Here is an 11,835-nt window from a genome sequence, read left to right on the forward strand (position 1 = left end):
GTGGCGGATGATCCTCTCGCCCCTCTGGCTGCCGGTGACCCTGGCCGCCGCGCTGTTCCAGACCTGGCGCACGGCCATGCAGCAGAAGCTGCGCGGCCAGCTTTCGGTGAATGCCGCCGCCGTCGTGCGCTACCTCTATGGCGTGCCGGTCGGCGCGGCGTTGCTGCTGCTCTACATGCTGGCCTTCGGCGGCACGCTGCCCGCCTTGAACCTGGCCTTCGTCGCGCTGGCCGCGGCCGGCGGGCTGGGGCAGATCCTCGGCACCAACCTGCTGATCATGGCCTTCGGCCATCGCGGCTTCGCCGTCGGCACCGCCTATGCGAAGACCGAGGCGGTGCAGGGCGCCGTCCTCGCCCTGGTGCTGCTCGGCGAACGCATCTCGGCCCTCGCCTGGGTCGGCATCTCCATCGGCGTCGGCGGCGTGCTGTGGCTGAGCCTGGCGGGCAAGGCGCGCAGCGCCGGCGAATTGCTGCGCGCCACGGTGCAGCCGGCGGCGGTCTGCGGCCTGGCCAGCGGCTTCTTCTTCGCCCTGACAAGCGTGCTCATCAAGGCGGCGAACCAGGAACTGCCGGGTGACGACCCGATCCTGCGGGCGCTGGTGACGCTGGTGGTGGCGAACATCCTGCAGACCATCATGCAGGGCGGCTGGCTGCTGGCGCGGGAGCCGGACCAGGCCCGCGCCGTGTTCACGACGTGGCGCAGCAGCGCGCCGGTGGGTGCGCTCTCCGCCTGCGGCTCGGCCTGCTGGTTCACCGCCTTCGCCCTGGCCCCGGTGGCGCTGGTGCGGGCGGTGGGGCAGGTGGAGATCATCTTCACCCTGCTGTTCAGCCGCTTCTACCTGGGGGAACGGCCGAAGCGCGCCGAGATCCTGGGCGCGCTGACGGTGGTGCTGGGGGTAGTGCTGGTGCTCGCCGGGCGCTGACCATCGCGCCGCCTCGCGCAGGCGTGTAGGCCCTGACGCTGGTTTCATTCCGCGGGCGCCTTCCCGCCAGCCTCGCTGGCCGATCCTGCGATCCCGACGTCACGGCCGCGGTTGCCATGAAGGCCCGCCGTGCCCCTGGCCGATCGGAGGAAGGAGTGTTCATCCATGCGCATCATCATGTCGGCCTGCGCCCTGGCGACGGCAGCGATCACCCTGGCCTCGCCGCTGGCCGGGGCCAGGGCGGATGACAGCGACATCCCGGGCCTGAAGCGCTCCACCCCCGGGCTGGAGCGGCCGATGGCGGAGAACCCGGACATGACGCTCTTCATGACAGCCGAGCCCGCGCGCCCGGCCGTCCCGGCCGCCGCCCCGGCGCCGGAGGCCGTGGCGCCCCCGCCGGTGCAGGCGGCGCGGGTGGCGCCGCGCGACGCCGTGCTGAAGGATGTCTCGGACCTGCTGCATGAGGCGGAAGGCGCGGTGACCGCCCGCCGGCTGCAGGCCGCGGACCACGACCTGTCCCAGGCGGAGATGGCGCTGCACAACGCCCTGGCGGCCGGCGATCCGCTGCCGGACGGCGTGCTGGGCCTGCTGACCGAGGCGCGGCAGGGCATCCGCCGGCACGATATCCGCCTCGCCGCCCGCGACACCGAGCGGGCGCAGCAGCGGGTGGACGCGGCGCGCTAGACCAATTCCCGATCAGGTGGAATCACCCGATCGGGCGAAGAGGCTCGTCGATTCGAGATGAGCAGAGCGGTTGCCGGGAGCCATGGCGAAGGGAAGCCGCTCCAGGCGCCGCCGCGGCGGCGCCTGTCAGGCGGGCGGGGCGTCCACCGGCCGGGGCCGCCCCGCCGCATCCAGCGCGACATAGGTGAAGTCGGCCGAGGTGACCTTGATCCGCTCGCCTTCGCCCTGGCGCAGCACCCAGGTCTCGACATGCAACGTCAGCGAGGTGCGGCCGATGCGCGCCAGGTCGCAATGGACGCAGACGACATCGCCGACCTTCACCGGCTTCAGGAACGCCATGTCGGTGCAGGAGACGGTGACCACCCGCCCCTGCGCCCGCGCCGCGGCGGCGATGCCGCCGGCGATGTCCATCTGCGCCATGATCCACCCCCCGAAGATGTCGCCGGAGGGATTGGTGTCGGCCGGCATGGCCAGCGTGCGGATCGCCAGGTCGCCGCGGGGCTGGCCGGCCGCGCTCATCCGGCGAACAGGTCGCGGATGGCGGCGGGGTCCACCTGCTCGATGGTCGCCGGTGTCCAGGCGGGCTTGCCGTCCTTGTCCACCAGCACGCTGCGCACGCCTTCCCGGAAATCCGGGTGGCGGTTGACCACGCTGCGGGTGAGGGCGAGCTCCATCTGCAGGCACTCCTCCAGCGTCGCGCCGGCGCCGCGGCGGATCAGTTCCAGCGAGACGCAGAGCGAGGTGGGCGACATCCGCCGGAGGATGGCGGTCTGCTCGCGCGCCCAGTCGCTGCCCTCGGCCTCCAGCGCCGCCAGGATCGCCTGCATGCTGTCCCGCCCGAAGCAGCGGTCGATGGCGGCGCGGTGCGGCGCGAAGGACGGCTCCGGCGGCGCCTCGGCGAAGCGGTCGACCACCGCCGCGTCGCCTGCCGGCAGCGCCGCGCGCAATTCGGGCAGCCGCGCCTGCGGGACGTAGTGGGTGGCGAGGCCGGCCTGCACCGCTTCCGCGCCGCGCAGCCGCGCGCCGGTCAGCGCCAGCCAGGTCCCGAGCGCCCCCGGCAAGCGCGGCAGCACATAGGAGGTGCCGACATCGGGAAAGAGCGCGATGGCCGTTTCCGGCATGGCGAGCAGCGCCGCCTCGGTCACCACGATCGGCTTGCCATGCACCGAGACGCCGATGCCGCCGCCCATGCAGACGCCGTCGATCAGCGAGACCCAGGGCTTGCCGAAGCCGGCGATGCCGCGGTTCACGGCATATTCCTCGGCGAAGAAGGACTCGATGGCGGCGGCATCGCCTTCGATCGCCAGCTGCCGGATGCGGCGGACATCGCCGCCGGCGCAGAAGGCGCGGCCGCCGGCGCCTTCCAGCACCACCAGCCGCACGGCGGCATCGTCCTTCCAGGCATCGATCGCCGCCTGGATGCCGCGGATCATGTCGAGGTCGAGGGCGTTGAGGGTCCTCGGCCGGTTCATCAGCAGCATGCCGGCGGCGCCGTCGCGGCGCGCCAGCACGGTGGGTTCAGGGGATTCGGACACGCATCGCTCCCTGGGTTTCGTCCCGGCGGCGTCGCCCGGCTTGTCCCCGCCTCGCGGCGGGTCCCATTCCGGAACCGGGCGCTGCGCCGCCGCAGCTTGTCGATCATCCGGCGGCCACGGGCGCCGGACCGTGCATGGCCCGCCGCCATCCGCCCCGGAGCGGATCCCGGCCGGACGGCATCGTCCGGCGGTCTGCCGGTGCGACGCCAGCGCCCCATGGGGCACCTGGTCGCGGCATCCCGGTCATCCGCGCGGCCGGGTCGCGCCCCGCCCCGACGCAGCGCGAGAGGGCGGCTGCGCGGCGGCTGCTTACCGCGCCATATCGGCGGCAGCAACCGCATGGCCGGCCGGGCCAGGCCGATGGGTCGCCGGCCTGGCCCGGAGAGCCGGGCGTCGCATGGGCGGCGGCCCCGCCTCATCCCTCATGCTGGCTGCCCGCCGCCGGCTGGCCATCCGGCCGGTTCAGCGCCTGCCGGATGCGGGCGGCGAGCTCGGTCTCGCGATAGGGCTTGCCGAGCACCGGGTCCCCGCCGGCGCCGCGGGCCTGCACCAAGTCCTCGTTGTAGCCGGTGGTCAGCAGGACTCGCAGGCCGGGGATCATGGCGCGGGCGCGGTCGGCCAGGACCAGGCCGTTGATCCCCCCTGGCATGACGATGTCGCTGAACAGCAGGTCCACGCGCGCCCCGGACTCGGCCAGTATGCGCAGCGCCTCCTCGCCGCTGCGCGCCGCCAGCACATGGTAGCCGCGGGTCGACAGGTGATGCACCGCGAGGTCGAGGACATCGTCATTGTCCTCGACCACCAGGATCGTCTCCGCCCCGCCGCGGGGGTCCAGCACCGGCTCGGCCCAGGCCGTGCGCGGCGGCGGCGCCACCTCGGCCGCCACGGGGAAGAGCATGGCGACGGTGGTGCCCCTGCCGGGCTCGCTGCTGATCTCCAGCCGGCCGCCGGATTGCCGGACGAAGCCATGCACCATGGCCAGGCCGAGGCCGCTGCCCTGGCCCTTGCGCGTGGTGAAGAAGGGCTCGGCGGCGCGGCTCAGCACCTCCGGCGACATGCCCGGCCCGTCATCCTCGACCGAAAGCTCGATGTAGCGCCCGGGCTTCAGCCCGTCGCCGCCGGCAAGGACCGCCGCCGCATCCAGCTCGACCAGCCGCGTCCGCACCGTGGCGCGGCCGCCGCCCGGCATGGCGTCGCGCGCATTCGCCAGGATGTTCAGCAGCGCCATCTCGGCATGCACCGGGTCGAGGACGCAGCTCGGCAGGCCATCTTCGGCCTCGTACCGGATGACGATGTCGCCGCCGAGGGTGCGCGACAGCATGTCGGCGAATTCCGCGACCACCTGGTCGAGCTGAACCGCCTGCGGCTCCAGCCGCGTCTTGCGGGCGAAGGTGACGAGCTGCTTGGTCAGCTTCGCCGCCTGCTCCCCCGCGCGCGCGGCGCGGTCGGCCGCCCGCAGCACCTGCGCCGGGTCGGTGGCGTGGGACTGCAGCCGCTTGAGGTTGCCGAGGATGACCTGCAGGGCATTGTTGAAGTCATGCGCCAGCCCGGCGGTGAGCTGGCCGATCGCTTCCATCTTCTGCGACTGGCGGAAGGCGTCCTCCGAATTGCGCCGCCGGGTGACGTCGAGCTGCGAGGCGAAGAAGTAGAGCAGCTGGCCATCGGCATCGAAGATCGGGCCGATGAACAGGGCGTTCCAGAAGGCGGTGCCGTCCTTGCGGTAGTTGAGGATCTCCGCCGCGAAGGGGCGGTGTTCCCGCACGGCGTCCCGCAGCTGCCGGATCGTGTCCTGGCTGGTCAGCACGCCCTGCAGGAAGCGGCAATTGAGGCCGAGGATGTCGTCGGGCGTGAAGCCCGTGAGGTCGAGGAAGGCGCCGTTGGCGAAGACGATGGGATTGTCGGGCAGGTTGGGGTCGGTGACGACCATCGGCATGCGCGTCATCTCGACCGCGGCGAAGAAGACCGTGCCGCGGTCGTCCAGCCCGGGGCGCTGGATGCGGGCTTCCTGCCAGTGATTGACACCCGGACCGCCGGTCGGGCTGGTGCCGATGCCTTCGTGCCGGCCCGCCGCGGGGACGCCGCTGCTCTGCCCCTGGCCGACCGCCGTGGCATCGTCCCGGGCGCCGCGCAGCAGGGCGGCGGGGTCCTGTCCCGACCGGGCGGCCTGCCGCCGTATCGCGGCGTCGCGCGCCGGGTCTCGATCGCCGGGCATGTTTTTCTCCCCGCTGCCAAGGGCGGCGAGAGCGGGCTGTCGCCCCCGCACCTGGGCTGAACCGGGAGCGGTCCAGAAAGTTGCTAAAGAATATATATCCCTTGAATGTAATTTTCCCGGTCGTGTCCCATGCCTGGACCAGCGGGTGCCGAAACGCGCCTGGCGGCCTGTTTCCGGCGGCGATGCGGCGTTCGGGCGGGGCGCGGTGCCGGGCGCCGCAGGGGCATGTTGCGGGAGGCGCGCAGGGCAGAGGCCATGCATCGGGGCGCCCGGCACCGACCGGCAGCGTCACGCGGGAGCCGCCGGCTTGCCGATGGCGCCGGCGCCGCGGGATGGCCTGACCGCACCGGGCCGGCCGCCGCGCCCGGCCAGGGCTGCGGCCCGCCCAAACGCACTGAAGCCCGGCGCCATCGGCGGCCGGGCTTCAACGCAGTTCGAGGGTCGCTTCAGGTGGGAACCGCGATGCGCTGGCAAGCGCAGGCGCGGCCGCGCGATCCGTGGATCGGGACGGCCGCGACGCTGCGGGCCGCGGCAGCGGCAGGGCGGCGCCAGGATGCGCTCTGCCCCATCCGCCGCCGGACCCTCGCGCCCGGCCCGTTCGCGCCCGGCGCTAACGCCGGGCCATCAGCCCGACCACGGCGGCGGTCAGCGCCGCGCCGACCAGCCCCTTCTTCATGGACTGGCTGCGCAGCAGCGGCAGCACCATCGCCGCACGGGCGGTGGTGTCGCCGACCTGCCGCAGCGCATCGTCGCGCACCCGCTGCGCCTCGATCGCCACCGGGTCATGGGCGTGCCGTGCCGCGAGGAAGCCCAGGATCGCCGCCAGCACCAGATCCACCGCCGCCACGATGAGCGCGGCGGACAGCGGCGTGCGGTCTTCCTGCAGCCAGATCAGCGCCGCCACATGCAGCATGACCAGAAGCAGGAGGGCGAAGACGGCGGCGGCCGCGCCGAGGCCCGCCTGCATGGCGTAGCCGCGGCCGGTCCGCTTCCAGCGCAGCGCCTCCGCCTGGGCGGCCAGGCGAAGCAGCTGGATCATGCGCATGCGCCTGGCCTCCCGCTAATCAGCGGCGTTCGCGCGGGTAGACATAGGTGTTGCCACCCATCAATCGGCCGATCAGGTACCCGGCGGCGGCGGCGATCGCGACGGCGGTGAGCGGCCGTTCCCGCACCGTGTCGCTGATGGCGTCCGCCTGGTCCTCGATCGTCTCGCGCGCCCGCACGGCATAGTCCTGCACCTGGTCGGCGGCGCCGGCCAGCGCCGGCGTCACGCGCTCCTGCATCAGCCGCTCGACCTGGGCGCGCAGGCGGGCCAGCTCTTCCCGCGCATCCTCGCCCACGCGCTGGGCGGATGCCTGGGCCTGGGCACCGAGGTTGCGGGCTTCATTGGAAACATCATTGGCGGCGCTCATCGCGTGCTCCTTCCGCAGGGGTAACTTGGCCCAGGGAACGCCCTTCCGCTGGCGATGGTTCCGGCTTGCGCGGACACGCCCGGCGGCGCAAGCACGCCGCATGGATGCGCCGCCGCCGGCCTTCGACCCCTTCCTGTCCTTCGAGGATGTGCATGCGCCGCGGCTCGGCCTGGACGGGCTGGACCTCGCGCTGCCGCGCGCCGCCTGCAGCGTGCTGCTCGGCCCGCCGGATGCCGGCGGCGCGGCTGCCCTGCGGCTGCTGGCCGGCCTCGCCTCCCCCACCCAGGGGCGCCTGCGCCTGGCGGGCGGGGACTTGGCCGCGCCGCCGCCGGGCTGGCGCGGCGTCGGCCTGTTCCGCGCCGCCGATGCGCCGCCGCCGGGGCGCAGCGTGCAGCAGGCGGCATCCGACCTGCTGCGCCACCTCGACCCGCCCGCCCGGGCGGCGCATCTGGCGCGGGCGCTGACCTGCCTCGGCCTCGATGGCCAGGAAGCGACGCGGATCGGCACGCTGCCGCCCGACCGGCAGCGGCGCGTCGCGCTGGCCCGCGCCCTGGCGCCGGAACCTTCCCTGCTGCTGCTGGAGGAGCCGCTGGACGGCTTGGACCAGCCGGCCCGGCAGCGCCTCGCGCTCGAATTGCGCGCGCTGGTGCGCCGCCTCGGCCTCACGCTGGTGGCGACGCTGCGGGACGGCGCCGATGCGCTGCTGCTGGCCGACCACCTGGCGGTGCTGCAGGACGGCCGTCTGGCGCAGCAGGGCACGCCACAGCAGGTTTATGAGGAGCCGGCCTCCGCCCATGTCGCCGGCCTGGTGGGCGAGAACAACCGCCTGCCCGGCACCGTCCTCGCCCTGGACGGGGAGGAGTGCCAGGTCCGGCTGGATTGCGGGCCGGAGCTCTGGGCGCGGCGCGGCGACGCCGCCGGCCCCGGCAGCCGCTGCATCCTGGCGGTGCGGCCGGAACGCGTGGCGGTCGCCGCCCTGAGCGCCGAGGAGATGGGGGAGGGCGCGCTGCCCGCCGCGCTGCGCGATTCGGTCTTCCTCGGCGACCATCTGCGGCTGCTGCTGGAGGTCGGGCGGGGCGGCCTGCTGGTGGCGAAGCGGCCGCCCGGCAGCCGCCTGCCGCGGCCGGGCGGCCCGGCCTCGGTCGCCTGGGACCCCTATGCCGCCTTCGCCTTCCGGGCGCTGCGCTGAGGGTGTGACCTTGCGCGCTTGGCCTCCCGCGCGCCGGCTGGTTTGCTGCCGGGCGCGCAGGGCTTGGCCATCCCCGGCCGGGACCCATCTGCCGCCCGACGACCAAGAGGAGACCTCCATGTCCCCGACCACCGCCCGCCGCGGCCTGCTGCTGGGCGCCGCCGCGCTTGTCACCGCCCCCTGGGTGACGCCGCGCCGGGCCTTCGCCCAGGCGGCGTCGCCGCCGGCGCCCGCCGGCCCCTTCAGCCTGCCGCCGCTGCCCTATGCGGCCGATGCGAACGAAGCGGCGATCGACGCCCGCACCATGGAGCTGCACCACCGCTTCCACCACGGCGCGCAGGTGAACAACCTGAACGCGGCGATCGCCCAGGCGCCGCAGCTGGCATCCCTGCCGCTGGACGAGCTGCTGATGAAGCTGCCGGAGGTGCCGGAGAACATCCGCACCGCCATCCGCAACAATGCCGGCGGCCATGCCAACCACAGCATGTTCTGGTCCATCATGGGCGGCCGCGGCGGCCAGCCCGCCGGCGAGGTGATGGCGGCGATCGAACGCGACCTGGGCGGCTGGGACCAGTTCCGCACGCGCTTCGAGCAGGCCTCGAACGGCCTGTTCGGCTCGGGCTGGGCCTTCGTCACCGTCTCGCGCGAAGGCCGCCTGGCCATCGTGCAGAAGCCGAACCAGGACAACCCGCTGATGGACGGCAACCGCGTGCTGCTGGGCAACGATGTCTGGGAGCACGCCTATTACCTGCGCTACCAGAACCGCCGCGCCGAATACACCCGCAACTGGTGGAACGTGCTGAACTGGGACGCCATCGGCCAGCGCTATGCGCAAGCGAAGGCGGGAACGCTGAAGGTCTGATGCCTGTCGCATGACATGCGGCCGCATGTCATGCGCCGGCGCCGGCGGCTTCCGGCGTCACGCCCCGTGCCGCGGTGCATCGGGAACCTGCCAAGGGGGGCGGCGGTTGAGACCGCACCCCCCCGATCGCCGAGGTTCCCCCGCATGCCGTCCATCCGGCTGAAGCCGTTGTCGCAGCAGACCATCGTCATCACCGGCGCCAGTTCCGGCATCGGCCTGGCCACCGCCCGCAAGGCGGCCCAGGCCGGCGCCCGCGTCTTCCTCATCTCCCGCAACGCGGAGGCGTTGCAGCGCATCGCCGAGGAATTGCGCGGCCGCGGCGCCCAGGCGGATTTCGCCGCCGCCGATGTCGGCGACCAGGCGGCGCTGCAAGCGGCGGCGGACAAGTGCCGCCAGGTTTTCGGCGGCTGGGATTCCTGGGTGAACGACGCCGGCACCTCGGTCTATGGCGGGCTGGAGCAGACCCCGCTGGAGGATCAGCGCCGGCTGTTCGACACGAATTACTGGGGCGTGGTGCACGGCTCGATGATCGCGGCGAAGGAGCTGCGCGGGCGCGGCGGCGCCATCGTCAACATCGGCAGCGTGCTGTCCGACCGGGCAATGATCCTGCAGGGCACCTACAGCGCCACCAAGCACGCGGTCCGCGCCTTCACCGACGCGCTGCGGATGGAGCTGGGACGCGACGGTGCGCCGGTCAGCGTCACGCTCATCAAGCCATCCGGCATCGAAACCGGGTTCCAGGACCATGGCCGCAACCTGCTGGGCACGCCCGGCATCCGCGTGCCGCCGCCGGCCTATGAGCCGCAGCTCGTGGCGCGCGCCATCCTGCATGCCTGCGAGCACCGCAAGCGGGAGATCGTGGTCGGCTTCGGCGGCCATGCGATCTCGCTCATGGGGCAGGTCTTCCCCCGCGCCACCGACCTGGTGATGGAGGCGGTGGGCTTCACCGCGCAGACCAGCAACAAGCGCCCGCCGCGCGAGCGCGCCGACAACCTCTACGCACCGCGCGAGGACGGCACCGAGAAGAGCGTGACCCGGCCGGTGGCGCCGGTGCGGAAGACCAGCCTGTTCCTGGAAGCGCAGCTGCATCCGGCGCTGACCGCCACCGTCCTGGCCGGGCTGGGGGTGCTGGTGCTGGGCGCCGCCGCGGCGCGGCGGGGCCTGCGGCCGCGTTCCTTCTGACAGGGCGCAAGGGGACGCTCCCGCCTCGCGCGCCCAGCGCCAGAGGCCGGAGGGCCTCTGGACACCACGGGTTCATCCAGGCCCGGCGCGACCGCCCGACAGGGTCCGCAGCAGCGCCTGCAGATCCGCCAGGAGGGCGCGCAATTCGGCGGTACGGGCCAGGGTCCGCTCCGGCTGCGGCGGCGGCTCGGTGAGGCGCTGGACGGAGACGGAGCCGCCCTCCACCGGCACCCAGAGATGCCAGTAGGGCCGCCCGTCGCCCTCCCCATGCGGCGCCCAGAGCGCGGGGTCCTCGATCGCGGCCAGCATGCCGGCCGGGCTGTCCGGCGCCGCATCCGCCCGCCCCGCCAGCACCAGCGGCAGCAGCACGTCCCGCACCCCGTCGAGGCCGGCGACGACTTCCGCCCGCGCCGCGGGCCCGTTCACGATCACCACGAACCAATCCGTCTCCGGCGCCTCGCCCACGCGCATCCTCCTGCCTTCCCGCCCGATGCGTACCGGGGCAGTCTGGAGCGGCTCGCCGAAGGGCCGAAGGGCCCGGAGACGTGAATCCGCTCCACAATCGCTACCGCCAAGACAGCACAGGGAGTGAGCCCCATGCCAGACGTGCCGCGCTATGCCCACCCCGAGGCGATCGTCACGACCGAGTGGCTGGCCGCCAACCTGGCGGATCCCGCCCTGCGGATCTTCGACTGCACCACCTATCTCCATTACGAGACCGGCACCGGCCGCCCCTATCGCGTCGAGGCGGCCATCGCCGATTACCGCGCGGCGCATATCCCGGGTTCCGCCTTCCTCGACCTGCCGGGGGAGCTGTCCGACACCGCCAGCCCCTTCGCCTTCACCATGCCGGCGCCGGACGATCTGGCGGCGCGCTGCGCGGCGAAGGGCATCGGGGCGGGCACGCGCGTCGTGCTCTATGCGCGGAAAAGCCCGCAATGGGCGACGCGGGTCTGGTGGATGCTGCGCGCCATCGGCTTCGACGATGCCGCCGTGCTGGATGGCGGCTGGGATGCCTGGGCCGCCGAAGGCCGGCCGGCCGAGGCGGGCGAGACCCGCTACCCGCCCGCGACCCTGGCGGCGCGGCCGCGCCCCGGCCTTTTCGTCGGCAAGGCGGAGATGCGGGCGGCGATCGGCGATGCCGCGACCTGCAGCATCAACGCCCTCTCGCCCGAGCTGCACCGGGGCGAGAATGACCGCTATGGCCGCGCCGGCCGCATCCCCGGCAGCGTGAACCTGCCGGCGGCGGCGCTGCTGGAGGCGGGGACGCTGCGCCTGAAGCCGCCCGCCGCCGCGGCGGAGAGCTTCGCCGCCATCGGCGCCGACCCGTCAAAGCGCATCCTGCTCTATTGCGGTGGCGGCATCGCCGCGACGCTCGATGCCTTCGTCCTGCACCAGCTCGGCTATCGCGACATCGCCGTCTACGACGCGTCGATGAGCGAATGGGCGAAGGATGCCAGCCTGCCGGTCGAGACCGGCTGACGCCGCCGGAGCGAGCATCTGCGCCGCATCATGTCTGCCGCGGGTCGCGCAGGGCCGTGCATGGCCCGGCGCGTGGATCCGCTCCGTGATGGCGGAGCTGCCGCTGATCGCGCAGGGCTGGGACCGGCCCTGCGCGATGCCGCCGCCGCGTCAGCGCGCCGGCGCGCTGCCGGGTGACAGCAGCCGCAGCGCCGGATCATCGGCCGGTGCGGCGGGGTCCGGGACGATCGCCGGCAATGGCGGCGCGGGCACCAAGGGTGGCCCCTGCATGGCGGCCGGCGGCGCGGTGGGGCGCGGCGCCTGGGTCTGGGTCGTCGCGGGCCGCGGTGCCGGGGCGGGCGCCTCCGGCCGCGCC

General features: G+C 73.7%; 12 protein-coding genes and 1 pseudogene. 7 read left to right on the forward strand and 6 right to left on the reverse strand.

What is annotated here, in order from left to right:
- Positions 1 to 7: 7 nt before the first annotated feature.
- Positions 8 to 922 carry a DMT family transporter gene (locus E2C05_RS14135; RefSeq protein WP_133220289.1) on the forward strand — a complete coding sequence of 305 codons (915 nt, stop codon included), beginning with the start codon at positions 8 to 10 and terminating at the stop codon, positions 920 to 922.
- A 165-nt stretch (positions 923 to 1,087) separates the two neighbouring features.
- Positions 1,088 to 1,606, forward strand: a complete 519-nt coding sequence (locus E2C05_RS14140) for a hypothetical protein (protein ID WP_133220290.1) — start codon at positions 1,088 to 1,090, stop codon at positions 1,604 to 1,606.
- Positions 1,607 to 1,732: 126 nt separating this feature from the next.
- Here E2C05_RS14140 and E2C05_RS14145 read toward each other — a convergent pair whose 3' ends face one another.
- From E2C05_RS14145 to E2C05_RS14165, 5 genes are all read right to left on the reverse strand, one after another.
- Positions 1,733 to 2,125, reverse strand: a complete 393-nt coding sequence (locus E2C05_RS14145; RefSeq protein WP_133220291.1) for an acyl-CoA thioesterase — start codon at positions 2,123 to 2,125, stop codon at positions 1,733 to 1,735.
- A complete protein-coding gene (locus E2C05_RS14150) occupies positions 2,122 to 3,141 on the reverse strand; it encodes an enoyl-CoA hydratase/isomerase family protein (RefSeq protein ID WP_133220292.1) in 1,020 nt (339 codons plus the stop codon). Before E2C05_RS14150 ends, E2C05_RS14145 begins: the two co-directional genes overlap by 4 nt.
- Before the next feature lie 415 nt (positions 3,142 to 3,556).
- Positions 3,557 to 5,353, reverse strand: coding sequence for a histidine kinase famiy protein (locus tag E2C05_RS14155; RefSeq protein WP_133220293.1), 1,797 nt, complete (start codon positions 5,351 to 5,353; stop codon positions 3,557 to 3,559).
- 610 nt (positions 5,354 to 5,963) lie between these two features.
- Positions 5,964 to 6,398 (reverse strand): phage holin family protein, encoded by a 435-nt coding sequence (locus E2C05_RS14160; RefSeq protein WP_133220294.1) that lies wholly within the window; start codon positions 6,396 to 6,398, stop codon positions 5,964 to 5,966.
- Positions 6,399 to 6,417: 19 nt separating this feature from the next.
- Positions 6,418 to 6,765: a hypothetical protein gene (locus E2C05_RS14165; protein WP_133220295.1), complete on the reverse strand. Its 348-nt coding sequence runs from the start codon at positions 6,763 to 6,765 to the stop codon at positions 6,418 to 6,420.
- 100 nt (positions 6,766 to 6,865) lie between these two features.
- Between E2C05_RS14165 and E2C05_RS14170 the strand changes: the two genes are divergently transcribed.
- The 3 genes from E2C05_RS14170 (at position 6,866) to E2C05_RS14180 (ending at position 9,998) form a co-directional block, all read left to right on the forward strand.
- Positions 6,866 to 7,954 (forward strand): TOBE domain-containing protein, encoded by a 1,089-nt coding sequence (locus tag E2C05_RS14170; RefSeq protein WP_133220296.1) that lies wholly within the window; start codon positions 6,866 to 6,868, stop codon positions 7,952 to 7,954.
- A gap of 118 nt (positions 7,955 to 8,072) precedes the next feature.
- Positions 8,073 to 8,816 carry a superoxide dismutase gene (locus E2C05_RS14175; RefSeq protein ID WP_133220297.1) on the forward strand — a complete coding sequence of 248 codons (744 nt, stop codon included), beginning with the start codon at positions 8,073 to 8,075 and terminating at the stop codon, positions 8,814 to 8,816.
- A 144-nt stretch (positions 8,817 to 8,960) separates the two neighbouring features.
- Positions 8,961 to 9,998 (forward strand): SDR family oxidoreductase, encoded by a 1,038-nt coding sequence (locus tag E2C05_RS14180; protein ID WP_133220298.1) that lies wholly within the window; start codon positions 8,961 to 8,963, stop codon positions 9,996 to 9,998.
- 72 nt (positions 9,999 to 10,070) lie between these two features.
- On the opposite strand, the gene E2C05_RS14185 is transcribed toward E2C05_RS14180, so the two are convergent.
- Positions 10,071 to 10,463: a hypothetical protein gene (locus E2C05_RS14185; RefSeq protein ID WP_133220299.1), complete on the reverse strand. Its 393-nt coding sequence runs from the start codon at positions 10,461 to 10,463 to the stop codon at positions 10,071 to 10,073.
- Between the two features lie 132 nt (positions 10,464 to 10,595).
- On the opposite strand from E2C05_RS14185, the gene E2C05_RS14190 reads away from it, so the two are divergent.
- Positions 10,596 to 11,480 (forward strand): sulfurtransferase, encoded by an 885-nt coding sequence (locus tag E2C05_RS14190; protein WP_133220300.1) that lies wholly within the window; start codon positions 10,596 to 10,598, stop codon positions 11,478 to 11,480.
- An 88-nt stretch (positions 11,481 to 11,568) separates the two neighbouring features.
- Positions 11,569 to 11,835 (forward strand): annotated as a pseudogene (locus E2C05_RS34180) (hypothetical protein); the annotation flags it as partial.

This window comes from Paracraurococcus ruber (genome assembly GCF_004353985.1).
Lineage (GTDB): Bacteria > Pseudomonadota > Alphaproteobacteria > Acetobacterales > Acetobacteraceae > Paracraurococcus > Paracraurococcus ruber.

What these genes read in the sequence shown, in the direction of transcription:
- E2C05_RS14135 (WP_133220289.1), top strand. Translation starts at nt 8, where the DNA reads ATGATCCTCTCGCCCCTCTGGCTGCCGGTGACCCTGGCCGCCGCGCTG.
- E2C05_RS14140 (WP_133220290.1), top strand. Translation starts at nt 1,088, where the DNA reads ATGCGCATCATCATGTCGGCCTGCGCCCTGGCGACGGCAGCGATCACC.
- E2C05_RS14145 (WP_133220291.1), bottom strand. Translation starts at nt 2,125, where the DNA reads ATGAGCGCGGCCGGCCAGCCCCGCGGCGACCTGGCGATCCGCACGCTG.
- E2C05_RS14155 (WP_133220293.1), bottom strand. Translation starts at nt 5,353, where the DNA reads ATGCCCGGCGATCGAGACCCGGCGCGCGACGCCGCGATACGGCGGCAG.
- E2C05_RS14160 (WP_133220294.1), bottom strand. Translation starts at nt 6,398, where the DNA reads ATGCGCATGATCCAGCTGCTTCGCCTGGCCGCCCAGGCGGAGGCGCTG.
- E2C05_RS14165 (WP_133220295.1), bottom strand. Translation starts at nt 6,765, where the DNA reads ATGAGCGCCGCCAATGATGTTTCCAATGAAGCCCGCAACCTCGGTGCC.
- E2C05_RS14170 (WP_133220296.1), top strand. Translation starts at nt 6,866, where the DNA reads ATGGATGCGCCGCCGCCGGCCTTCGACCCCTTCCTGTCCTTCGAGGAT.
- E2C05_RS14175 (WP_133220297.1), top strand. Translation starts at nt 8,073, where the DNA reads ATGTCCCCGACCACCGCCCGCCGCGGCCTGCTGCTGGGCGCCGCCGCG.
- E2C05_RS14180 (WP_133220298.1), top strand. Translation starts at nt 8,961, where the DNA reads ATGCCGTCCATCCGGCTGAAGCCGTTGTCGCAGCAGACCATCGTCATC.
- E2C05_RS14190 (WP_133220300.1), top strand. Translation starts at nt 10,596, where the DNA reads ATGCCAGACGTGCCGCGCTATGCCCACCCCGAGGCGATCGTCACGACC.